The following is a 23,218-nucleotide window of genomic DNA, read 5'->3' as shown; positions in this document are numbered from 1 at the left end:
ATCAAAAGCTGAGATTGATAGTCACTGTGCATCTTCCGAGCCCGTGTTTTTCGCCAACTGATTTTTGCCGCCTACAGGCGGCGTACATAGAAAAAAGTTACAAACCCTAAAAGATGCGGTCTTGATAGCATCACTCCGTTCGTGTTATACTATTATTACTTTACCATTTCAGATTCAAAACAGAAAGCGAGGAAAGCCAATGGACAACGAACGCCGCTCCCCCATCGACCGACTGCTTTTTGCTACCTTCTTGAAGGGTCGTACATCTTCCCGTGACCTTTGGGATGAAAAGGGTGAGATGTCCCCTGAAGATAACCAAAAGATTGTGAACGAGACCAACGAGATCATCAACGATGATTCTACCTACCCGTTCATCAGCTATCTGACCGATCTTCTTGCAAAATCCAAGCCTTCCGATGCCGCTGTCAAAAAGCTGCATGATCTCATCGACCAGATTGCCGCAGCCACCGGGCATGACAGCATCGATATTTTCCGGGTGCTTCTGGCGAAGCTGATTGAAAAGCCCGAAGAACAGCAGACATTCGACACTCTGCTGGAACTGGCTGAAAAGATTGCCGCAAAACACTAAAATAACTTTACATGGAATCCATGGCGAGTGACCTATATGGTTGCTCGCTTTTTTCTTTACCCTAAAATCGGAAGGAGGAACGCAATGCCAAACAAAACCGAAGAATATCTTGCCCTTGCCCAGCGCACGGCCAACGGCCTGACCCGCTACTGGGAAAGCTGGACGGACTATCTGACCACCGCATCCCGGCTGTACAAGTACCCCTTTGCAGATCAACTCATGATCTACGCCCAGCGCCCGGATGCCACCGCCTGCGCCGACTTTGACATCTGGAACAACCGGATGAACCGCTATGTGCGCCGGGGTGCCAAGGGCATCGCCCTACTGGATGAATCCAGCGGATTTCCCCGCCTGCACTACGTTTTTGACGTAAGCGACACCGGGGTGCGCCGCAATTCCCGCGACCCGGAGGTGTGGCAATACAACGACGACCTGAAGCAGCCGGTTTCGGAAATGTTGAGCAAGACCTATGGCATCAGCGGAGAGCGTGTCAGCCAGCAGCTTGCGGATGTTGCCGGGAAGTTGGTCGCTGATTACTGGGATAACAACGGTGGAGACATCCGTGCCATCGTTGACGGTTCGCTCTTGATGGATTATGATGAAGCCGGGGTGGAGATGCAGTTCAAAAGCGCTGCTGCAATCAGCGTCACCTACACGCTGCTGGAACGCTGCGGGTTTGAGCCTGCCGGGTGGTTCGACAAGGACGATTTTCAGGCAATCTACAATTTCTCCACCCCGGATGCCGTCTTTGCCCTCGGCGCAGCCGTCAGCGACATGAGCCGGGAGGTGCTGCGGAACATTGAGCGCACCGTAAAAACCACCATTCGCCGCCGCAATGCAGAAAGGAGCCAATATGAATTTGAGCAGCAGGAACGTGACCTACTCGACCGTCGGGGACTACCAGCTCCCGAACCTGACCCTGAACCAGCCCCGGAAGCCGCTGGGCAGGTACGGCAGGCTGCGCCGGACGTATCTGATGCAGCAGCGCTCGGTGCTGTACCACACGATGCTTCTGAACGGGAGCCTGTATCCGCACCTGATGGAGGTGGAGCAGACGGCAGAGAGCCGGATGCAGCAGACCATGGCGCAGCTTCTGAAACAGGACCCCGCCCCGGACAAGGAGCAGAACCAGATGGCGTGGGTGCAGCACATGAACAGCCTGAAAGCACAGGCCGAGGAACTGGTGCTGACGGAGCTGATCTACAGCTAAGTTTTCTGGATGCGAACATCCCTACCGAAGCCCAGCAAATTGAAACCATCGACCGAGCGGAGAGCGAAAAAACGCCCTCCGCTTTTGTTTTGTCGCAGGCTGAAATTGAGAACGAGTTGCGTAAGCACGGTTCGGGATTTACGGGCGGCAAGCAGCGCATTATGGCGCTGTACCAGACCCAGCCTGACCGCAAACTCCGTGCCAAAGCACTGGCAAAGGAGTACGGCATTGGTGGGCATTCCCACGATTTTCTGGACGGAAGCCGAGGTTTTGTGAATCACGACTGGAAGGGACTGGAATTTGACCACTACCCCGACCACCAGAAAATTACCCTGAAATGGGCGCAGGTGGAACAGTATATCGACCTGATGATCCAATCCGACCGCTACCTCACCGACAAGGAGAAGGAACAGCGTACTGCCAGACAGGAAGCTGAGTGTCAGCTTCCGATGCTGGATGGCACTGTTGCCGCAGAGTACACTGCTCTGAAAGAACAGTATCCCAACACCCTCGTGGGCTTTGAACTGAACGGTAACTATCTGTTCTATGACAAGGATGCCGTTGCTGTGGAGCGGATTCTGCGCACCAATCTTCTGTCACAGGAAAATGTGCTTGGCAAAGTCAAAGTAACTGGTTTTCCGAGTGAGCAGTGGGCAGCAGAATCTAAAAAGCTGTGGGCAGCGGGCAACAACGTCTATCTGGCTGGCTTGAACGAAGATGGCTCCCACCACCAGGCAAAATATCTCCGGGAAGCGGATTATCTGCCAATCGGCAGCATCATCAAGCTGGATGGCCGGGATTTTCGGGTGGAACACGTTAATTTTACGTTCAAATCCGTCAGCTTGCAGGACATGGAGCTGACGAAAAACAGACTGCCCATTTTCCGCAATGAGCATCTTCCGCACATCAGAGAACTGTACGAAGAACAGCAGGCCGCAGCCATTGATCTGGTTCCCGAAAAAGAGGTCAGCTATAAGGTCGGGGACGAAGTTGTAGTAGACCTTCCCACCAGAACGATTGAAGGAACAGTAGGCTATATCGGTGATACCGATGTGCGCATCGACACCAGTGCACACGGGCAGTCGTGGGATAACGAAGTTATCAACAAACGTCAATTCGAGGACGCTCTGCGGCAGGTTGAGCCGGAACTTTCCGATGAGGAACTGGACGAACTGCCCATCTCTGCTGTGATGGACGGAAAGGTGCAGACCTTCCCGGATGCTGCTGCCTTGGATGAAGCCCTGAATGCTGAACCTGCGCCGGAGCCTGCTGGGAACTTCCGCATCACAGACGACCATCTGGGCGAGGGCGGCGCAAAGCAGAAGTATGCCCGGAACATTGAAGCCATCCGCACCCTGTTCAAATTGGAACAGGAGCATCGTGGTGCCACCGCCGAGGAACAGCAGGTGCTTTCCCAGTATGTAGGCTGGGGCGGTCTGGCGGATGCTTTTGACCCCGGCAAAGATAGTTGGGCGAAGGAATATGCGGAGCTGAAAGGGCTGCTTTCCGAGGACGAATACGCCGCCGCCCGTTCCAGCACCCTGAACGCCCACTACACCAGCCCCACCGTTATCCGTGGTATCTACGATGCCGTGGAGCACATGGGTTTCCAGTCTGGCAATATTTTGGAGCCGTCCATGGGTGTGGGCAACTTCTTTGGAATGCTGCCGGACACCATGCAGGATAGCCGCTTATACGGCGTGGAACTGGACAGCATCACCGGGCGCATTGCGAAAAAGCTGTATCCGCAGGCAGACATTACCGTGGCGGGCTTTGAGACCACCGACCGCCGTGATTTCTACGATTTGGCGGTGGGCAACGTGCCATTTGGTCAGTACAAAGTCAACGATAAGGCGTACAACAAGCTGGGATTTTCCATCCACAACTACTTTTTCGCCAAAGCCATCGACCAAGTGCGTCCGGGCGGCGTGGTGGCGTTCGTCACCAGCCGCTACACCATGGATAGCAAGGACAGCACCGCCCGCAAGCACATGGCAGAACGTGTTGATCTGCTGGGTGCAATCCGTCTTCCGAACAATGCGTTCCGTGCCAATGCTGGCACAGATGTTGTCAGCGACATTATCTTTTTGCAAAAGCGTGACCGCCCTGCGGACATTGAGCCTGCATGGGTGCAGCTTGGCAAGACCGAGGACGGATTTGCCATCAACCAGTATTTCGTAGACCACCCGGAGATGGTGCTGGGCGAGCTGACCACAGAAAGCACCCAGTACGGACGGGAGGAATTGACCGTTGCCCCCATCGAGGGTGCAAACCTTGCCGACCAGCTTGCCGAGGCAGTGCAGCATATTGAGGGGCAATACACCGAAGTTGAGGTGGAAACACCAGATATTGCGGATGCCGAAAATGAGAAGCACATTCTCCCGGCTGATCCCGATGTAAAAAACTTCTCCTACACTGTGGTGGACGGAGAGGTGTTCTACCGGGAAAATTCCGTGATGACGCAGGTGGAGCTGTCCGACACCGCCAAGGGGCGTGTCACCGGAATGGTGGAACTGCGGCAAATCGTAAACCAGTTGATTCAGGAGCAGCTGGACGATTACCCGGATTCTGCTGTGCAGGAAACGCAGGCGCGTCTGAACGCTGCCTACGATGCCTTCACTGCAAAGCATGGTCTGCTTAACGATCGTCGCAATGCACGACTGTTTGAGCAGGATTCCTCCTATTATCTGCTCTGCTCTCTGGAAAATCTCGATGAAAACAAGCAGTTGAAGTCCAAGGCGGATATGTTCACCAAGCGCACTATCCGCCCGGAGCGCACTGTCACCAGTGTGGACACTCCCAGCGAAGCACTCGCGGTGTCGATGGGCGAACATGGCAGAGTGGACTTGCCCTATATGGCAGAACTGCTCGGCACTCCCGGCGAGTATGACCGCATCACCACCGAACTTTCCGGCGTGATCTTCAAAGACCCCAGTGCAGACTCCACCGACCCGGAAGCAGGCTGGCAGATGGCAGACGAGTATCTGTCCGGCGATGTCCGTGCAAAACTCCGTATCGCACAACTTGCCGCTGAAACGAACCCCGAATTTGCAGTCAATGTTGACGCGCTCACTAAAGCGCAGCCCAAAGAACTGGAAGCATCCGAAATTGATGTGCGGCTGGGTGCAACGTGGCTTGCCCCTGAAATTATCCAGAAATTCATGCAGGAGACCTTTCAGGTTCCGTACTATCTGCGCCGTGATGTGAATGTGCTGTTCTCTCCGTATACGGCAGAATGGCGTGTGCAGGGAAAATCCGCATTGGGTCATGGCGATATTATGTCCACGGAAACCTACGGAACGCACCGTGCCAATGCCTACAAGATTCTGGAAGATACGCTCAACCTCAAAGATGTCCGCATCTATGATACCATTGAGGATGCCGAGGGCAAGCCAAAGCGCCTCCTGAACAAAAACGAGACTACCCTCGCCCAGCAGAAACAGCAGGCTATCAAGGACGCTTTTGCAAACTGGATTTGGCAAGACCCGCAACGGCGTATCTCTTTGGTAAAGCAGTATAACGAATTATTCAACTCTACCCGCCCCCGCGAATACGATGGCTCGCACATTCATTTTGTGGGGATGAACCCGGAAATCACACTCCGGGAACATCAGCGCAATGCCATTGCTCATGTGCTTTATGGCGGTAATACGTTACTTGCACACGAAGTAGGCGCGGGCAAGACTTTTGAAATGGCTGCATCGGCAATGGAGGCAAAACGCCTGGGTTTGTGTCAGAAAAGCCTGTTCGTGGTTCCAAACCATCTGACGGAGCAGTGGGCATCGGAGTTCCTGCATTTGTATCCCAACGCAAAACTGCTTGTTGCACGGCGCAAGGACTTTGAAACGGCGAACCGTAAAAAGTTTTGCGCCCGCATCGCCACCGGCGATTACGATGCCGTTATCATCGGGCACAGTCAGTTCGAGCGCATCCCGCTGTCTTTTGAGCGGCAGGAGCGCATTATTCAGGATCAGATCGCGGAAACGCTCTTGGCGATCAACGAACTGAAAGCCAATGCCGGAGAGAATTTTACCATCAAGCAGATGGAGCGCACCCGCAAAACGCTGGAAGCAAAGCTGGACAAACTGCGCGCTGACAGCCGCAAAGATGACGTTATCACCTTTGAGCAGTTGGGCGTTGACCGCCTTTTTGTGGACGAGTCGCATTTTTACAAGAACCTCTTTCTCACGACAAAAATGCGCAATGTCGCAGGATTATCCACCAGTGAAGCGCAGAAATCCAGCGATATGTTCGGCAAATGCCGCTATTTGGATGAAATCACCGGTGGGCGCGGCGTGGTGTTTGCGACCGGTACCCCGGTCAGCAATAGCATGACGGAGCTGTACACGGTCATGCGCTACTTGCAGTACAGCACCCTCCAACAGAAAAAGCTGACGCACTTCGACTGCTGGGCATCGACCTTTGGAGAGACCACCACCGCAATTGAGCTTGCCCCCGAAGGTACTGGGTATCGCGCCAGAACAAGATTTGCCAAGTTCTTTAATCTGCCCGAATTGATGTCGATGTTCAAAGAAGTAGCAGACATCAAGACCAGCGACCAGCTGCATCTTCCTGTGCCGGATGCAAAGTTTGAAACTGTGGTCGTAAAACCGTCCGAGATCCAGAAAGCAATGGTGCAGGAACTGAGCAAACGCGCCGCCGAGATTCACTCCGGCAATGTGGATGCGTCCGTTGACAATATGCTGTGCGTCACCAACGATGGCAGAAAAATTGGTCTGGATGTCCGCTTGATGAACCCTATGCTCCCGGATGACCCTAACAGCAAACTCAACGTCTGTGTGCAGAACGTGCTGCAACTCTGGGAGGACGGAAAAAATCAGAAGTTGACACAGCTTGTGTTCTGCGATCTCTCGACCCCGAAAAACGATGGCAACTTCAATGTCTACGATGATATTCGCAAGAAGCTGGTTGCCGCCGGGGTGCCGGAAAGCGAGGTGGAGTTCATCCACAGTGCTGACACCGAAGCGAAAAAGGCCGCACTGTTCTCCAAAGTGCGCTCCGGCGATGTGCGCATTCTGCTGGGCAGCACCGCAAAAATGGGTGCGGGCACCAATGTCCAGCAGCGTCTTGTTGCCGTGCATCATCTGGATGTCGGCTGGAAGCCTAGCGACATGACCCAACGCAACGGTCGTATCATCCGGCAGGGCAACATGAATAAGGAAGTCAAGGTGTTCAACTATGTCACGGAGGGGACGTTTGACAGCTACCTCTTTGTGCGACACGAAGTCGCTTAAATCAACTGTCTGGCTATGACCAGACCTGTTATTCCATTAGCAGTAGTCTACTGTCAACAAAGCAGCTGGTAACGGCTGTGAGGAAGCGTGACAGGACAAGGGTAGCCCCACCCGAAAGGGTTCAAGCCGAAACCGCGAGGTGGAAGCGATAAACTGCAAGCAACAATGTGGTTGGGGAGCCTGACTTGTATGGTATGGTTAATGTAATGTGAATCACTGTTAAACGTCGTTAAAGCTGAACAGGCTAAAGTTGCTGACAAGCCTGAACCAAAACGGTAACGCAGCTGGTTGCTCCTCTATAGAGTGGGAACACATGGATTCAAAAGCTGCTGGCGGAGAAGTGAAACCTAACCCATACTGTTGAATAAGCGGAACGTGGTAAGCCCGTATTTCCCCGAGCAATCGGACGGAAACCGTAAGGAGACTTTATGAAATGCGGGTAGAAGAAAGATGGAAAAAGCGAATGCCGACCCTGTAATGGGGACGGATAGAGGTTGCAACATCACCTCGTGCGAAAGCAGGCAGACTTCCATCTATGGTCTTTCTTTACGAGAGAATTTACAGAACTTTTCAAAAAGGAGGAATTGCAAATGAACGAGAAATCGTGTGCACCGACTTGCAGAGCGGGAAATTGGGACAGCATCGACTGGAACAAGGCTCGTGCTTATGTTAAAAAGCTGCAAATGCGTATCGTAAAGGCTCAACAAGAAGGTCATTACAGCAAGGTAAAAACGCTGCAATGGCTGTTAACTCACTCGTTTTACGCCAAAGCCTTGGCAGTGAAGCGGGTAACAAGCAATCGTGGTAAAAATACGGCTGGAGTTGACCATGAATTGTGGCTAACTCCTGAGGCAAAATTCAAGGCAATCAGTAAACTGAAACGGAGAGGATACCGTCCTCAGCCCCTGAAACGTGTTTATATTCCGAAGAAAAACGGCAAACTGCGGCCTCTGAGCATTCCGACGATGACAGACCGTGCTATGCAGACCCTATACAAGTTTGCATTGGAACCGCTTGCTGAAACCTACGGTGACCTCAACTCCTACGGATTCCGAATCGGAAGAAGCACACACGATGCAATCGAGCAGTGTTTCACCGACCTGAACAAGGGCAAGTCTCCTCAGTGGATTCTTGAAGGTGACATCAAGGGATGCTTCGACCACATCAGCCATGAATGGCTCATGGAGAATATCCCGATGGATACGCAGGTTTTACAGAAGTGGTTAAAGTGTGGATACGTTGATACAAAGCAACTTTTCCCCACTGAGGAAGGCACACCGCAAGGTGGAGCCATCTCGCCTACTCTGATGAATATGACGCTGGATGGACTGGAACGGCTCTTAAAGGAACGACTGCCGACCCGCAAAAAGGTCAATGGTAAAACTCATTTTAATAAGATGAACTTCGTGCGCTATGCTGACGACTTTATCGTAACCGGAGAAAGCCCGGAATTTCTGCGTGAAGAAGTGCTCCCTATTATCAGAGATTTCATGACGGAACGTGGGTTGCAGTTATCTGAAGAAAAGACGGTCAGCGGAATCTCAACGCCAACCGTGTCAAGCGAATCGCCGCCGAGTTTGATGAGCGAATCGCCAATGCCCCGAAGGTCAGCTACCGGGACGGTCACTACTATGTTTTCGATGGTCAGCACACCATCGCCGCCCGCAAGCTGCTGAACAACAACTGCGATTTGAACATCGTCTGCAAGGTTTATTCGGGATTGACGGAGCAGCAGGAAGCCTTGCTGTTTGCACAGCAGACCGGTGTCTCTGCACCGCTGACCGCAGGCGCAAAAATGCGCGCCAAGATTCGCGGCGGCGACCCGGAAGCCATTGCTTTCCTGAACGCCACAAACCGTGCAGGTTTTGGCCTGAGTTTCGCTCAGAGCCACGCAAAGTGGAAAATCGCTTGCATCGCTACGGCATTTGCCGAGTATCGGAAACACGGTGAGCGCATTTACACTGATGCGCTCCGTGTACTGGCAGAAGCATGGGAGGGCGATATCGATTCTCTCCGTGCCGAAGTGTTGCAGGGCGTGACCCAGTTCGTTGCTCTGTACGACCACGAGTATGACCCCATTCGCCTGATTCGGCAGCTCCAGCGCACCAGCCCGGTGGCGATTTATCGCAGCGGTCAGGCAATGACCGGGCCGAACTATCAGAAGTATATGCTTCAGATTCTGAAAGCCTACAACGGCTCCAGTCGAACGAAAAGCCTTCCCATCAAACAGTAAGTCATCTTCCTGCTCATGGCAGATTTCCTTTCTCACTGCAAAAGCCGTTCTGCCGGTCGGCTTTTGCTACATATTACAAAGGGGGCTTGATCATTATCGTTTATGTAACAAAAAATTTCGGATTCCGTCGCGGAGAAATCTACTTTGCCGATTTAGACCCACACTATGGTTCAGAACAGGGAGGTAAACGTCCTGTTATTGTTATTCAAAATAATACAGGAAACAAATTTTCACCGACTGTCATTGTAGCCGCAGTGACCTCTAAGATTTCCAAAAAGCCCAATCAGCCAACCCATGTTCTTATTGATAAGAATCCGGCGTTTAACCGTCCGTCTGTTGTCCTGTTGGAGCAGCTTTTCACCATTGATAAAGAACGCATCAACAATTTCATGGGGCTGACAAGCGACTGGGAAATGGCGCAAATTGAGAAAGCTCTGAAATGCAGTCTGGCACTGAATCAGGAAAATTTGGTTAAAAGCAATTCCAAAACAGTATAACAGGCAAAAAAGTTACAAACAGTAAATCCGGCAATTTTGGCATCCTTGCAATCACGGAGCAATCTGGATATCCTTGGAGCAGGATGGCATTCAACAACATCCGGGAAGCAATCATTCATAATAGAAAAGAGGTACACTATGGCATTTGCAAGAACTGAAGTCAAGGAACTGGAACCTATGGTCAAGTCGGGCAAGAAGCGTTTTGTCCGTTATCAGGAGGGCGCAGAACTCTACTCGATGGGTCTGCATACATTTGAACAACTCGCAAAGGAAGCAGGAGCAATTTACAAGATTCGCCGCGTGGTGCTGGTGAATCTGGACATCTTTGATGAATATCTGGACACCTTCCGTATGTGAGCATTTTGCACCTCCGGCGCACTGCCGGAGGTCTTACATAAAACCCTGTTACCCGTTCTTGTGATTCTAGGCAGATTAGAGTATAATGAACATAATAATATTCGCACGATGGGAGGTTCCTGCATGGGCAGTTATCTGAATCCGGGCAGCAAGGGCTTTCAGGAAAGCCTGAACTCTGAGATCTATGTGGACAAGTCCGGGCTGATCGAAAAGACGAACGCTGTCATCAATACCCGGCAGAAGTTCATCTGCGTCAGCCGCCCCAGACGCTTCGGCAAGTCGATGGCTGCGGATATGCTTGCAGCTTACTACGACCGCGGCGAAGATGCCGCGCCGCTGTTCGATCCTCTGAAAATCAGCAAGGCAGGCTCCTACCAACAGCATCGGAACCAGTACGATGTCCTCAAGGTCAATATACAGGAATTTCTGAGCATGACCCACAGCATGGATGAAATGCTGACCATGCTGCAAAAGTATCTGGTCTTTGACCTGACCGACCATTTTCAGGAGGTGCGTTTCCGGGATGAGAACAATCTCATTCAGGTGATGAAGGACATCTACGCAAAAACAAAACGGTCGTTTGTGATCCTGATCGATGAATGGGACTGCCTGTTCCGCGAATATCAGCAGGATCAGGATGCGCAGAAAAAGTATCTCGACTTCCTGCGGGCATGGCTCAAGGATAAGGATTATGTTGCGCTGGCCTATATGACGGGCATCCTTCCTATTAAAAAGTATGGCTCCCATTCTGCGCTGAATATGTTCACTGAGTATTCCATGACCGACCCCGGTGATCTGGCAGAATACTTTGGTTTTACCGAACAGGAAGTGGCTGCTCTCTGCGACAAGTATCAGATGAACTTTGAGGAAGCCAGAGCATGGTACGATGGCTATGACCTGATTGCACACCGGCAGTCCGGTGATGTGCATTATTCCATGTACAGCCCAAAATCAGTTGTGGAAGCCATGCTACGGCACAAGTTCGGCACCTACTGGAACCAGACCGAAACCTACGAAGCCCTGAAAATTTACATCCAGATGGATATGGATGGTTTGCAGGATTCCGTAGTCAGAATGCTGGCTGGTGAGCGTGTGAAGGTCAACACCGGCACGTTCAGCAATGATATGACCACTTTCTCCTGCAAAGACGATGTGCTGACGCTGCTGGTGCATCTGGGTTATCTGACCTACGATAGTTCCAGCGAAACCGTGACGATTCCCAACAAGGAAGTTTCGCAGGAGTATGTCAACGCCATCAGCACAATGAACTGGAAAGGTGTCATGGATTCCGTTGACGCATCCCGCAAGCTGCTTGAAGCATTGTGGGCAATGGATGCGGATGCTGTGGCAGCCGGTATCGATAAGGCACACGAAGAAGTTTCTATCCTGCAATACAACGATGAAAACTCTCTGAGCTGCACCATCAATCTGGCGTTCTATTTTGCGCGGGAGTATTACACGCTGGTGCGTGAACTGCCCGCAGGCAAAGGCTTTGCGGATGTGTGCTTTATTCCCCGCAGGCTGCATCAGGACAAACCCGCCGTGGTGATCGAACTGAAATGGGACAAGAGCGCATCCGGCGCATTGGCTCAAATCAAGAACAAGAACTATGGGGATGCCTTGAAGGACTATCAGGGAAACCTGCTGCTGGTAGGCATCAACTACGACAAAGCCACGAAGAAGCATGAGTGCCTGATTGAAAAGATTCAAAAGTAAATATTCCATACCGGGTCGCCGTTTCATTTGAAACGGCGATTTTTTGTTCCCCAGAATCCGACATCCTTGCAATGATGGAGAACATAGAGTATCCTTGGAGCAGGACAGCAAAAAGTGATTGCAAAATCTCTGATGCAGTCCATTAGGATATGGCTGTTTTCCTCTAATCTGAAAATGAGGTGAGAAGAATGGCAACAAAAGCAAGAAAAGATTCCCGTGGATACGCTTTGAAAAAAGGCGAATCCCAGCGTAAAGATGGCCGCTATGTGTTCCGCTATACTACGATTCGCGGTGAGCAGAAAGCGGTCTATGCAAAGGAGTTGAGCGAACTAAGAAAAAAAGAGGTCAAAATTCGCAGAGCAATCGAGGATGGTCTTGACCCCGACCGTGCAGAGCGCATTACGTTGAACGAACTGTTTGACGAGTACATTTCCCAGAAGTACGACCTGAAGCAATCCACCCTGACCAACTACAAGTATATGTACAACCACTATGTCCGTGTCGATTTCGGGAAACGGCGCATCAGCAAGATCAAATATACGGATGTGAAGAAGTTCTACTACTCCCTGATCATGGAAAAGGGCTTTAAGCCGAACAGCATGGAGATCGTGAATACTCTGCTGCATCCGACCTTTACAATGGCTGTCCGTGATGGACTGCTGCGGTTGAATCCTACGGAGGGAGTTATGACCGAAATCAAGAAAAGCCATAGTTGGGAAAAGAAAAAGCGTCATGCGCTTACCATTCCTGAACAGAAAGCCTTCACCAATTACATCGCCAACAGTGAGGAGTATCGCGGATGGTATCCACTGTTTACAGTAATGCTCGGTACTGGCTGTCGCATTGGCGAAGTATTGGGTCTGCGGTGGCAGGACATTGACTTCAAGAATCGAACGATCAGCATCAATCACAATCTGGTCTATCGCGTTCAGGAAGATGGTTCCTGCACGAATCATGTCAACTCTCCTAAAACCAGCGCAGGCATCCGTATCATCCCGATGCTGGATGATGTGTTCGACGCATTTCTGGAAGAATATCAGTATCAAAAGGTGATTGGATTCTCCACGGATGAAATTGATGGCTATTCTGGATTTGTGTTCTGCACGGGGGAAGGCAAGGTCTATCTGCCGGGAATGATCAATCGCACGATTCATGCAATCTGCGCAGACTACAATAAGGAGGAAGCAGCCAAGGCTGATGCAGAAAATCGTGACCCGATTCTCCTGCCCAACTTTAGCTGCCATCATCTCCGGCATACGTTCTGCACCCGCTTCTGCGAAAACGAAACCAATCTGAAAGTCATTCAGGAAATCATGGGTCATGCAGACATCACCACCACAATGGATGTGTACGCAGAAGCGACCCAAGAAAAGAAGAAAGCATCTATGACCGCATTGCAGAGTGCGCTGCTCGTGCGGTAAAATCGGATGCGATATAACCGAAATGTTCTCCTCTGCTGGGCAATGAAGCACATCGCGGATATCTACGTCCGACCGTCTGCCCCGAAAGCCGTCCTTGTCACCATCAGAACCCCCGAAAATGCGGTCTTGACCAGAACCGTGTACAACTTTCGTGGACAGTGTTGGAGCTTGTTGGACTGTTCCCATCGAAATCTCCCGATTTCGTGGATGCTGTTGGATTCTGTTGGACGAAAACAGAGCCGAATCTTGCAACATCCCCACGATGAAGCCAATTGAGCAGTAAATTTCCAATTTAAGCAAAACAAAGCCTGAAACTTCTTGATGTACCGAGAAGTTTCAGGCTTTTTCTTTTGATGGATTTCCAGCGAAAATTGCGCCATACGCCAATTTTACGCCAAACGATGCAGGATTTTGTGCAGAGCAAAAAGAGCGTTGTTCGCGTTTGCGCAGCGAAGCGGAGCAATGAAAGCCCCAGTGGGGCTTTTAAGCGACCGAACGGTCTTGCGTAAGCAAGATGGAGGGGCCTCGCCCCGACAAGTTCGCGTTTGCGCAGCGAAGTGGAGCAATGAAAGCCCCAGTGGGGCTTTTAAGCGACCGAACGGTCTTGTGCAAGCAAGATGGAGGGGCCTCGCCCCGACAAGTTCGCGTTTGGTGTAAGAATCGGGCATGTGGTGGATGGGTGTAGACCTGCAAAGGGCTGCATCACAAAGCGGATTCATGAATCTGCAAACGGACAGCCGGAACTTTCCACCGCAGAAGAAGTAAATGTGAAGAACGTGGAGGTTTTCTTATGAACAACCTGCTTTCCTGCCGCTACAACATGGACACCAACCGGGTGGAAGCCCGGTTCGAGGGTGGCACTACCCTTGCCATCGACTGCATCGCCGTGGAGGACGAATACGGCAACACCCCGGCACAGCGGGCAGAGCTGGACTGGTTGCTGTACAATAAGCCGCTGGAGTATGCTCAGCTTGTGCTGAGAGGGGAGATTGAGCATTATCTCTCGCTTGGTTGCGACCATGGAAGAATGGAAGATTGATTGACAAGGTTCCATAACAGTTAACACAGCTTGCATTTGCCCTGCAATTTTTCAGAATGGAACGCCCCAAGGGCATCCGGTCTATATCCGGCAGATTTTTCAGAATGAATCTGCCGGGTATTTTTGTTTGTCATAAAGGAAGTCTTGCTTTTTATTGTAAAATTGGATACAATATAAAAAAGACATTTGCACGGAGGACTCTATGGAATATATCGGCATCCAGAAGAAAAACGGCGGTGTGGTGGAAGCCCTGCAGCAGGCCATTTTATCTGGGCAGATCCCGGCGGGCACTGAAATGACCCAGAACGAACTGGCAGAGAGTCTCGGTGTCTCCCGGATGCCGGTGCGGGAGGCCTTGATGATCCTTGAATATCAGGGTCTTATCATCCGCCTGCCCAACAATCGGATAAAAGCGGCAGATTTGACCGAAGAGACACTGCGCCAAATTCTGGCATTGGGGGCTCAGTTGGAACGGCAGGCTATGCGTGCGCTGCCGCAGGATGCGATGTTGGCAGGCGGCGAGATGCTGCAGCACCGTACCCTGCGGACCGTCCTGCTATATCCGCTGCATCGCAAGCTGTTGGAAAGCATTCAGGAGACCTACATTGCCTTTGCCGTGAGCGCACGTCCTGCGCCGGTGAACGACCGGCTTGCCCGCCTGCTGATGCTGGATCGTCAGGGCTCCCCTGATGTGCCGGATGCATGGAACGCCTATGAAGAAGAACTGCTGCATCTGATTTTAACGATAAGGAGTCAATATGCTGGGACTGAAACCCATTAAGCTGCTACCTGCCCGCGAGCGGGTAGCTTCCGCTTTGCGGAAAGCCATTATCTCAAAAAGCATCCCGGAGGGTGCAGAACTCACGCTGGAAAACACCGCACAGGAACTCGGCGTGTCGGTCACGCCGGTGCGGGAGGCCTTTCAGATCCTTGCCCGTGACGGTCTGCTGGAGGTCAAGCAGAACAAGTGCGCCATTGTGTTGGGCGTAACGGAAAAAACGATTCGGGAGCACTACCAGCTGCGCGCTGCCTTGGAAGGGACGGCATGTATGCTCTGCTGCCAGAACAATGCCGACCTGTCCAAGATCAAAAACTGCGTGGATACTGCTGAGGAGGCTCTTTCTCTTCAGCAGGCCGGAAATTATACTGACTACAACCAGTCCTTCCATTTTGAGATCTGGGAAGCTTCCGGCAATGAAAAAATGCGCAATCTTCTCTCGGAGCTGTGGAACGGCCTGTCCATTGGCGTGGAGATGAGCGAGTTGGACTATGCCCTCAACTCCCAGAGCGAGCATAAAAAGATCTATGCAGCGCTGGAAGCACGGGATGCGATGGCCGCGCGGGCTGAAATGGAAAAACACATCCTGCGCAGTATGGACGATGCGCTGACCTATTATTTATAAGATCAGGGAGGAAAAAACAGTGTATACCTGTGCGAACTGTACGGTTCTGGCCTGCGCCAACAATGAGCCGGAAAAGATGCCCAAAAACTGCCCTATGCGGAATGCTTCGGTGATGGAGGCCGCCCGCGCCGGCTATGATCTGCCCGAGAATCACGATTTCTACGTCAACTGTTCGGCCATTGAGGGGCTGGGCTACTGTCAATGGCCCCGCCTGAAGGAGACGGTGGAGTTCTGCAAGCGGATGGGCTACCACAAGCTGGGTCTTGCATTCTGCAAAGGTCTGCGGAAGGAAGCCCGCATCGTGGCCGACCTGCTCCGTGCGCAGGGGTTTGAGGTGGTGTCGGTCATCTGCAAGACCGGTGGCATCTCCAAGGAAGAAGTGGGCATCCCGGAAGAGGTCAAGATCCACCCCGGCGAATTTGAGGCCATGTGCAACCCCATCGCACAGGCAAAGCTTCTGAACGAACAGCACACCGAGTTCAACATTGAGGTCGGACTTTGTGTGGGACACGACTCGATGTTTTATAAGTATTCGGATGCCATGGTCACAACGCTGGTGGCCAAGGATCGCGTTCTGGCACATAATCCCTGCGGTGCCATTTACTGTGCCGAGGGGTATTTCAAAAAGCGGCTGGAATAAAAGAAGGAAAAACGTGCGTTCTCCATCTGCTTTGGAGATCGCACGTTTTTTTGCAGAAGGCGGCGGAGGGAGATTTTCTTGTATCCTACTGTTTGTCTGGCGTGCACAAAAATTGGTACATAATCCGTGCAATGCGACAAAACTCGAAAAAAGGGATTGACAAATCTCTGTTTCGGGTGTATTCTCGTGTCGTCAAGTGGATACATTATCAAAGATTAGATATAAAAATTTAAAAAGACGCTGCCGAGATTCCCGGAATTCTAAGGTTCCGGGCAGATCCTTCCAGAACAAAGAAGGGCTGTGAGGGCACAGCACGGCAGCAAAGACTCTGCACAACGAGGTGCAGCTGGGGCGTTCCGAAAGTCAAGGCTGTTTTGCTCTGATGAAATGGATACATTATATTTCATTAAAGGAGGATTCCCCGGTATGTCAGCAGCAACTATCACCCTACTCTTTCTTCTCTTCGCGGTCGTCATGTTCGTGTTTGAGAAGATCCCCCTCGGCGTAACGTCCATGATCGTCTGTATCGGTCTGGTCGTTACCGGCGTGCTGGATGTCAAGACCGCTTTTGCGGGCTTCATCGACAGCAACGTCATCCTCTTTGTCGCCATGTTCATTGTCGGCGGTGCACTGTTTGAAACAGGCATGGCCAACAAGATCGGCGGCATTGTTACCCACTTTGCCAGATCCGAGCGCAGCCTCATCGTGGCCATCATGGTCATCGTTGGCCTGATGAGCGGCTTCCTTTCCAACACCGGTACCGCCGCCGTCCTGATCCCCGTGGTCATCGGCATTGCGGCAAAGTCCGGCTATGCCCGCTCCAAGCTGCTGATGCCGCTGGTATTTGCAGCGGCCATGGGCGGCAACCTTTCCCTCATCGGCGCACCGGGCAACCTCATCGCCCAGAGTGCTCTGGGTGAGATCGGGATGTCCTTCGGCTTCTTCGAGTACGCTATCGTGGGCCTGCCCATCCTCGCCGCCGGCATCCTCTTCTACGCCACCCTTGGCATGAAGCTGCTGCCCAACCACCCCGTCTCCGATGATGACTCCTTCAGCGGCGAGCAGGACTTCAGCAATGTTCCCAAGTGGAAACAGGTGCTCTCCCTTGTCATCCTCGTGCTCACCCTGCTGGGCATGATCTTTGAAAAGCAGATCGGAATCAAGCTCAACATCACCGGCTGTATCGGTGCGCTGGCTCTGATCCTCACCGGTGTCATCTCCGAGAAAGACGCCCTGAAGTCCATCGACCTCAAGACCATCTTCCTCTTCGGTGGTACGCTGTCTCTGGCCTCTGCACTGGATAAGACCGGGGCAGGCGCAGAGATCGCAAACATCGTCATTGGTGCTCTGGGCGAGAATCCCTCTCCCTACGTCCTGACTCTGGTGGTTTTCCTGCTCTGCTGCGTCATGACCAACTTCATGTCCAACACTGCTACTACCGCCCTGATGGTTCCCATCTGCCTGAGCATCGCACAGGGCATGGGTGCCGACCCCCGCGCAGTCCTGATGGCTTGTGTCATCGGCGGCTCCTGCGCTTACGCGACGCCCATCGGTATGCCCGCCAACACCATGGTGGTTTCTGCCGGCGGGTACACCTTTAAGGATTATGCCAAGGCTGGCCTGCCCCTCATTCTCATCGCAACGGTCGTCAGCATGGTGATCCTTCCCATCGCATTTCCGTTCTTCCCGCAGTAATACGGGCAGAGCGTTGAATAAGTGAAGCAAACGCACAAATGTACCAAAGCCAAATCATTCAAGGAGGAAATGGAATGAACAAACAGGAACAGGTGCAGCAGATGACGACCTATATGGCAAACTTTGTGAGCCATATCGCCAAGGTGCTGCCGGACGACATCATCAAAAAGCTGGATGAGCTGGGCGCACAGGAGGATGCTCCTCTGTCCAAGGTCATCTACGAGACCATGAAGCGCAACCAGAAGCTGGCCAAGGAGCTGAACCGCCCCAGCTGCCAAGACACCGGTGTGCTGCAGTTCTGGGTAAAGTGCGGCGTGGACTTCCCCCTCATCGGTGAGGTGGAGGGTCTGCTGAAGGAGGCTGTGGTCAAGTCCACCTTCGAAGCACCTCTGCGCCACAACAGTGTTGAGACCTTCGATGAGTTCAACACCGGTTTGAACGTGGGCAAGGGCACTCCCACCGTGTGGTGGGATATCATCCCGAACAGCGACAAGTGTGAGATCTACGCTTATATGGCAGGCGGTGGCTGCACCCTGCCGGGCAAGGCCATGGTTCTGATGCCCGGTGCAGGTTACGAAGGTGTGACTAAGTTCGTCATGGATGTCATGACCAGCTACGGCATCAATGCCTGCCCTCCGCTGCTGGTGGGCGTGGGCGTTGCCACCTCTGTTGAGACCGCCGCTCTGCTGTCCAAGAAGGCTCTGATGCGTCCTCTGGGCAGCCACAACGAGAACGAGCGCGCAGCCTATATGGAGAAGCTGCTGGAGGACGGCATCAACTCCATCGGCCTTGGTCCTCAGGGCATGGGCGGCAAGTACTCCGTCATGGGCGTGCACATTGAGAACACTGCCCGCCATCCTTCTGCCATCGGCGTTGCCGTCAACGTGGGCTGCTGGAGCCATCGCCGCGGCCACATCATTTTTGATAAAGATCTGAACTACACCATTGATACTCATTCGGGGGTGACTTTGTAATGCTGACCATTAAAGACGGAAAGAAGATCCTTACTACTCCGGTTTCCGCAGAGGACCTGAAGGACATCCATATCGGTGATGTCGTTTACCTGAACGGCGACCTGACCACCTGCCGTGACGTGGCGCACCGCCGCCTCGTGGAAGAGGGCCGCCCGCTGCCTGTGGATGTCAAGGACGCTGCCATTTTCCACGCCGGCCCCATCATTCGCCCTCTGGAGGACGACAAGTTCGAGATGGTGTCTGTGGGCCCCACTACCTCCATGCGTATGGAAAAGTTCGAGTATGAGTTCGTGCAGAAGTCCGGTGTCCGCGTCATCGTGGGCAAGGGCGGCATGGGCCCCAACACCGAGCGCGCCTGCAAGGAGTTCGGTGCCATCCACTGTGTTTTCCCTGCCGGTAACGCCGTTGTGGCTGCCACCGAGGTGGAGGAGATCGTCGAGGCCCAGTGGCGTGACCTCGGTATGCCGGAAACTCTGTGGCACTGCCATGTTAACGAGTTTGGCCCCCTGATCGTTTCCATCGACGCTGAGGGTCGCAACCTGTTCGAAGAGAACAAGGTCATCTTCAATCAGCGCAAGGATAAGGCCGTCGAGGAAATTTGCAAGCACGTTGGCTTCATCAAATAAGATCCAACTGCCTATACCCTGCGGAGAGCAACCATCCATCAAAAGCTTCTTCTCCTAAAATGAACTCACTATCACGTTAATTCTAACAACCATATTTGCTTTCACAGATCCAACAGACTTCTTATCATTTACTCCTATCTTCATTACCCTGTTTATCCTGCTTCTCCGCAAAACACCCCGGATGCTGTCTGCCATATCAACATCCGGGGTGTTGCTATTTGCGGTCAAATATGTGCACGGAAAAAATGCAGACAAAGAAGATCTTGGCCGTTCTTTTTGTTCTACACACCTTATATAAAGATCTTTTGGAAAATTGTGTTTTTCGACAAAAGTATAACAAATCCCTGCTTTGCATCTGCAAGGTGGAAGTAATCCACAGGAGGACAACCCAAATGAGCCCATTGGAGATCACACTGGTCATCCTGCTTGTAACGATCATCGCCTTTGTATCCGGTAAAGTCCCGTTCTCGGTCATTTCTACCGGCATCATTCTGGCGCTGATCCTCACCGGCATCAAGACCCCTGCCGAGGCCTTTGGCGGCTTCATCAACACGAACGTGGTCATGTTCGTAGCCATGTTCGTCATCGGTGCAGGGCTGACCAAAACGCCCCTGATTGACAAAGCCCAGAGTCTGGTCATCCGCTACAAGGACAATATGCGGATGCTGATCTTTCTTTCCTGCGTGGCAGGTGCGTTTCTGGGTGCCATCACCAGTGCCACCGCAACTGCCGCTATCATGATCCCTCTGCTGGTAGGCATTGCGAACGACATCGACGTGAGCCGCAGCAAGCTGCTGTATCCTTCTATGGCCTGTGCCAACATTGCCACCCAGATGACCTTTCTCGGTCAGGGTGCTTCCAACATGGCATGGAACGATGTCATGATGCAGGCCGGCGCACCGACACCGCTGCACATCTGGGATTTCACCATTGCGCGCATCCCGATGCTGACCATTGCCATCCTGTACATGACCTTTGTTGGCTATAAGCTGATGCCGGATATTCCCAACGAGCAGTTTTCAGATGCAGCACATACGGCTTCTGAGAGCGAAAAACTCAGCCCCTTCAAGCGCAAACTGGCTGTCCTGATCGTTCTGGTCTCCATTGCAATGATGCTGCTGGAAAATGTCATTGGTGTCAAGATGTATCTCACTTCCTGCATCGGCGCTGCCGATTTGGTGCTGACGGGTGTGCTGACCGAGAGGGAAGCCCTCAACTCCATCCACCAGCCGACCATTTTCCTGTTTGCCGGTGTGCTGGCTCTGTCGGACGCCATCCAGACCACCGGTGCAGGCGATGTGGTGGCAGACTGGATGATCCGCCTGCTGGGCGATACCACCAATCCGTACATCATTATGCTGGTGTTCTTCCTTGTTCCCTTCATTCTGACACAGGTCATGTCCAATCTGGCTACCCTGACCATCTTCATCCCACTGGTCACTTCCGCCTGTATCCGCATGGGCGTAGACCCCCGTGCTGCCGTGGTCGGCGTGATCACAGCCAGCTGTGTGTCCATCATGACCCCCATGGCAGCTCCCTGCCAGATCATGATCATCGAGCCGGGCGGCTACACCTTGAAGGATTATCTCAAGTGTGGTACCCCGCTGGCGCTCATCCTCATTGTCGTGTCCGTATTTTTCCTGCCGACACTTTATCCTTTTGCCTGATTCTATTTTCCCACCGCAGTAGTATCCGCAAACTGCATATCATAAATATGCCGTTCTGTTCGGCGCTATTTTTGAAAACCGCAATAAAAGCAGCAGAAATTTTTGAGCATCTCATAATTCTGTCAAGAGGGCTGGCACCGTCCGGCCCTCTCTCTTTTTGCCAAAGTTTCCCTTGTGTTTTCTTGCAAGCTGCCGAAATCAGCGTGTTCTCAAAAGTTCGCGTTTTCGAAGCGTAGCGCAGCAATGAAGTCCCCGGTGGGGCTTTTAAGCGACAGAACGGTCTTGCGTAGCAAGATGGAGGGGCCTTGCCCCGACAAGTTCACGTTGACATGGCTCGATTTTTGTGGTAACCTATTCCAACAATTTAATATAACATATTTACTTAGAGTTCCAGCTCGGCTCCCGAAGGAGCCGGAGCAAGTTTTTGACTTTCTTATCGCTACATAGCAAACCCGAACCAAGGCCATCCCGGAAGGGATGGTCAGGTTCAGGTTGTTGTGTGGCGATTTTTTATTGCCAAATCCAGCACCGCACCTTGAAAATCGAAAGACCGTCTGCATGGGATGCGGTTAATACGGAAAATAGCAGGATAATCGTATATCCGCTCATTTTTAGAATAGTCCATGCTTTCTCCCTCGTTTTTTATGTTCAGTATACGAAATTTCCCTTAAAAAACAATCTCAGGATAACAATAGTATAAGTTTGCAGGGTGACAGATTTTGTCATCCTGCTTTGCTATACTGTCCTCAAACAAACGGGAAAGGAGAAGCAACAAGATGAAATCTTTGAATGATAGAAAGAACACCATCCGAAAAATTATGGAGGTAAGATTACTTTGAATCTCGCAGTATCGGTTGACCAGAAACAGCTTCTGGATATTTTATTGAATGTTGGCATCGTTCGCCCTGTTTTTATCTGGGGAGCTCCCGGCATCGGTAAGTCGGCCATTGTAGAGCAGTTCGCCGCAGATATGGGACTGCCCTGCGTTTCTCTGCTGGGCAGTCAGCTTGCGCCGGAAGATATTATCGGTGTGCCGCAGATCGTAAATGGCCGCAGCGTGTTCTGCCCGCCTAAAATGATTGCGCAGGAAGAACCCTATTGCCTGTTTCTGGACGAGTTGAACGCCTGTTCTCAGGAAGTACAGAAAGCATTTTATTCCCTTATTCTGGAACGCCGCATCGGGGAATATCACCTGCCCAAAGGTTCTATCGTGATCGGTGCAGGCAACCGTGCGCAGGACAACGCCATCACCCGGCCTATGTCCTCTGCGCTACTCAACCGGATGTTCCATGTTGAGCTTCGCGCTGACAGCCGTATCTGGCTGGAATGGGCCGCAGGACATGGCATTCACCCTTATGTATACGATTATATTTGTTTCCGCCCCGACCAGTTGTGGAGTCAGCCTTCCAAAACGGAAGAGCCCTTTTCTTCTCCCCGCAGCTGGCACATGCTCAGCGATGCCATTATCAGTTACGGCGATTCTATTTCGGAACAGGAACTGGCGGTTCTGGCAAACGGCTGTCTGACCGCTGCTCATGCGGCACAGTTTGTGGCCTATGTCCGGCAGGTGCGGCAGGCATATTCTATCACGAAAATCATCAATGGAACGCAGAATTGGCCAGATGAACCGGAAGAGCGTGATGTGCTCTACTTTCTGTCGCAGAGCTTCCGGGCACAGCTGCTGAAAGAACTGCCCCGCAACCGTAGCAAACTCACTTCTGCCACGCAGACCCTCACACTGCGCGCAAAGGAACTGCTGGTTGAGCTGGCGGGCATCAGTCTGGAAATCGCACAGATGGCCATTACCCCAGAGAATGGCGAAACGCTTCCTGCGTGGTTCATCGTGGAAGTGACCCGTGACCTGCCCGCACTGACCAAAAAGAAGATGGGGTGACG

General features: G+C 52.2%; 19 protein-coding genes and 1 pseudogene. 18 read left to right on the top strand and 2 right to left on the bottom strand.

Features of this window, described 5'->3' with window-relative positions; genetic code table 11:
- Positions 1-199 precede the first annotated feature (199 nt).
- Positions 200-589, top strand: coding sequence for a hypothetical protein (locus ACNSPV_RS03630; RefSeq protein WP_113993120.1), 390 nt, complete (start codon positions 200-202; stop codon positions 587-589).
- Between the two features lie 321 nt (positions 590-910).
- Here ACNSPV_RS03630 and ACNSPV_RS03625 read toward each other — a convergent pair whose 3' ends face one another.
- A complete protein-coding gene (locus ACNSPV_RS03625; protein WP_348584587.1) occupies positions 911-1,441 on the bottom strand; it encodes a hypothetical protein in 531 nt (176 codons plus the stop codon).
- A 1-nt stretch (position 1,442) separates the two neighbouring features.
- On the opposite strand from ACNSPV_RS03625, the gene ACNSPV_RS03620 reads away from it, so the two are divergent.
- From ACNSPV_RS03620 to ACNSPV_RS03545, 16 genes and pseudogenes are all read left to right on the top strand, one after another.
- Positions 1,443-1,799: a TnpV protein gene (locus ACNSPV_RS03620; protein WP_332376699.1), complete on the top strand. Its 357-nt coding sequence runs from the start codon at positions 1,443-1,445 to the stop codon at positions 1,797-1,799.
- Positions 1,800-1,960: 161 nt separating this feature from the next.
- Positions 1,961-7,054, top strand: a complete 5,094-nt coding sequence (locus ACNSPV_RS03615) for a DEAD/DEAH box helicase family protein (RefSeq protein ID WP_418268292.1) — start codon at positions 1,961-1,963, stop codon at positions 7,052-7,054.
- A gap of 590 nt (positions 7,055-7,644) precedes the next feature.
- Positions 7,645-8,586, top strand: a pseudogene (locus ACNSPV_RS03610) (reverse transcriptase domain-containing protein); the annotation flags it as partial.
- A 32-nt stretch (positions 8,587-8,618) separates the two neighbouring features.
- On the top strand, positions 8,619-9,287 hold the full coding sequence (locus ACNSPV_RS03605) for a DUF6551 family protein (protein WP_348585161.1): 669 nt from the start codon (positions 8,619-8,621) through the stop codon (positions 9,285-9,287).
- 92 nt (positions 9,288-9,379) lie between these two features.
- Positions 9,380-9,784 (top strand): type II toxin-antitoxin system PemK/MazF family toxin, encoded by a 405-nt coding sequence (locus tag ACNSPV_RS03600; protein WP_418268291.1) that lies wholly within the window; start codon positions 9,380-9,382, stop codon positions 9,782-9,784.
- Positions 9,785-9,922: 138 nt separating this feature from the next.
- Positions 9,923-10,141, top strand: coding sequence for a DUF6462 family protein (locus ACNSPV_RS03595; RefSeq protein WP_348584590.1), 219 nt, complete (start codon positions 9,923-9,925; stop codon positions 10,139-10,141).
- A gap of 123 nt (positions 10,142-10,264) precedes the next feature.
- A complete protein-coding gene (locus tag ACNSPV_RS03590; RefSeq protein WP_348584591.1) occupies positions 10,265-11,857 on the top strand; it encodes an AAA family ATPase in 1,593 nt (530 codons plus the stop codon).
- Between the two features lie 188 nt (positions 11,858-12,045).
- The gene (locus ACNSPV_RS03585; RefSeq protein ID WP_348584593.1) at positions 12,046-13,278 is read left to right on the top strand and encodes a site-specific integrase; all 1,233 of its coding nucleotides are present in this window, start codon (positions 12,046-12,048) and stop codon (positions 13,276-13,278) included.
- 790 nt (positions 13,279-14,068) lie between these two features.
- Positions 14,069-14,317: a DUF6061 family protein gene (locus ACNSPV_RS03580; protein WP_348584595.1), complete on the top strand. Its 249-nt coding sequence runs from the start codon at positions 14,069-14,071 to the stop codon at positions 14,315-14,317.
- 202 nt (positions 14,318-14,519) lie between these two features.
- A complete protein-coding gene (locus ACNSPV_RS03575; protein WP_348584596.1) occupies positions 14,520-15,098 on the top strand; it encodes a GntR family transcriptional regulator in 579 nt (192 codons plus the stop codon).
- The gene (locus ACNSPV_RS03570) at positions 15,076-15,720 is read left to right on the top strand and encodes a GntR family transcriptional regulator (RefSeq protein ID WP_005940691.1); all 645 of its coding nucleotides are present in this window, start codon (positions 15,076-15,078) and stop codon (positions 15,718-15,720) included. The genes ACNSPV_RS03575 and ACNSPV_RS03570 overlap by 23 nt, the downstream gene beginning before the upstream one ends.
- A gap of 19 nt (positions 15,721-15,739) precedes the next feature.
- Positions 15,740-16,360 carry a DUF1847 domain-containing protein gene (locus tag ACNSPV_RS03565; RefSeq protein ID WP_112144378.1) on the top strand — a complete coding sequence of 207 codons (621 nt, stop codon included), beginning with the start codon at positions 15,740-15,742 and terminating at the stop codon, positions 16,358-16,360.
- 426 nt (positions 16,361-16,786) lie between these two features.
- The gene (locus ACNSPV_RS03560) at positions 16,787-18,055 is read left to right on the top strand and encodes an SLC13 family permease (protein ID WP_348584598.1); all 1,269 of its coding nucleotides are present in this window, start codon (positions 16,787-16,789) and stop codon (positions 18,053-18,055) included.
- A 74-nt stretch (positions 18,056-18,129) separates the two neighbouring features.
- Positions 18,130-19,029, top strand: coding sequence for a L(+)-tartrate dehydratase subunit alpha (gene ttdA / locus ACNSPV_RS03555; RefSeq protein ID WP_044953528.1), 900 nt, complete (start codon positions 18,130-18,132; stop codon positions 19,027-19,029).
- Positions 19,029-19,655 (top strand): L(+)-tartrate dehydratase subunit beta, encoded by a 627-nt coding sequence (gene ttdB, locus ACNSPV_RS03550; protein WP_005940583.1) that lies wholly within the window; start codon positions 19,029-19,031, stop codon positions 19,653-19,655. The genes ttdA and ttdB overlap by 1 nt, the downstream gene beginning before the upstream one ends.
- A gap of 392 nt (positions 19,656-20,047) precedes the next feature.
- Positions 20,048-21,322: an SLC13 family permease gene (locus ACNSPV_RS03545; protein WP_348584600.1), complete on the top strand. Its 1,275-nt coding sequence runs from the start codon at positions 20,048-20,050 to the stop codon at positions 21,320-21,322.
- Between the two features lie 487 nt (positions 21,323-21,809).
- Here ACNSPV_RS03545 and ACNSPV_RS03540 read toward each other — a convergent pair whose 3' ends face one another.
- A complete protein-coding gene (locus ACNSPV_RS03540) occupies positions 21,810-21,947 on the bottom strand; it encodes a hypothetical protein (protein WP_348584601.1) in 138 nt (45 codons plus the stop codon).
- A gap of 210 nt (positions 21,948-22,157) precedes the next feature.
- Between ACNSPV_RS03540 and ACNSPV_RS03535 the strand changes: the two genes are divergently transcribed.
- Complete coding sequence (locus ACNSPV_RS03535) at positions 22,158-23,216, top strand: MoxR family ATPase (RefSeq protein ID WP_348584602.1); 1,059 nt, start codon at positions 22,158-22,160, stop codon at positions 23,214-23,216.
- Positions 23,217-23,218 lie beyond the last annotated feature (2 nt).

This window comes from Faecalibacterium sp. 3, assembly GCF_048323735.1.
Classification (GTDB): domain Bacteria; phylum Bacillota; class Clostridia; order Oscillospirales; family Ruminococcaceae; genus Faecalibacterium; species Faecalibacterium wellingii.
This window is presented reverse-complemented; position numbering and strand designations above follow the sequence as displayed.

What these genes read in the sequence shown, in the direction of transcription:
- ACNSPV_RS03630 (WP_113993120.1), top strand. Translation starts at nt 200, where the DNA reads ATGGACAACGAACGCCGCTCCCCCATCGACCGACTGCTTTTTGCTACC.
- ACNSPV_RS03620 (WP_332376699.1), top strand. Translation starts at nt 1,443, where the DNA reads ATGAATTTGAGCAGCAGGAACGTGACCTACTCGACCGTCGGGGACTAC.
- ACNSPV_RS03615 (WP_418268292.1), top strand. Translation starts at nt 1,961, where the DNA reads ATGGCGCTGTACCAGACCCAGCCTGACCGCAAACTCCGTGCCAAAGCA.
- ACNSPV_RS03595 (WP_348584590.1), top strand. Translation starts at nt 9,923, where the DNA reads ATGGCATTTGCAAGAACTGAAGTCAAGGAACTGGAACCTATGGTCAAG.
- ACNSPV_RS03590 (WP_348584591.1), top strand. Translation starts at nt 10,265, where the DNA reads ATGGGCAGTTATCTGAATCCGGGCAGCAAGGGCTTTCAGGAAAGCCTG.
- ACNSPV_RS03585 (WP_348584593.1), top strand. Translation starts at nt 12,046, where the DNA reads ATGGCAACAAAAGCAAGAAAAGATTCCCGTGGATACGCTTTGAAAAAA.
- ACNSPV_RS03580 (WP_348584595.1), top strand. Translation starts at nt 14,069, where the DNA reads ATGAACAACCTGCTTTCCTGCCGCTACAACATGGACACCAACCGGGTG.
- ACNSPV_RS03575 (WP_348584596.1), top strand. Translation starts at nt 14,520, where the DNA reads ATGGAATATATCGGCATCCAGAAGAAAAACGGCGGTGTGGTGGAAGCC.
- ACNSPV_RS03570 (WP_005940691.1), top strand. Translation starts at nt 15,076, where the DNA reads ATGCTGGGACTGAAACCCATTAAGCTGCTACCTGCCCGCGAGCGGGTA.
- ACNSPV_RS03560 (WP_348584598.1), top strand. Translation starts at nt 16,787, where the DNA reads ATGTCAGCAGCAACTATCACCCTACTCTTTCTTCTCTTCGCGGTCGTC.
- ttdA (WP_044953528.1), top strand. Translation starts at nt 18,130, where the DNA reads ATGAACAAACAGGAACAGGTGCAGCAGATGACGACCTATATGGCAAAC.
- ttdB (WP_005940583.1), top strand. Translation starts at nt 19,029, where the DNA reads ATGCTGACCATTAAAGACGGAAAGAAGATCCTTACTACTCCGGTTTCC.
- ACNSPV_RS03545 (WP_348584600.1), top strand. Translation starts at nt 20,048, where the DNA reads ATGAGCCCATTGGAGATCACACTGGTCATCCTGCTTGTAACGATCATC.
- ACNSPV_RS03540 (WP_348584601.1), bottom strand. Translation starts at nt 21,947, where the DNA reads ATGGACTATTCTAAAAATGAGCGGATATACGATTATCCTGCTATTTTC.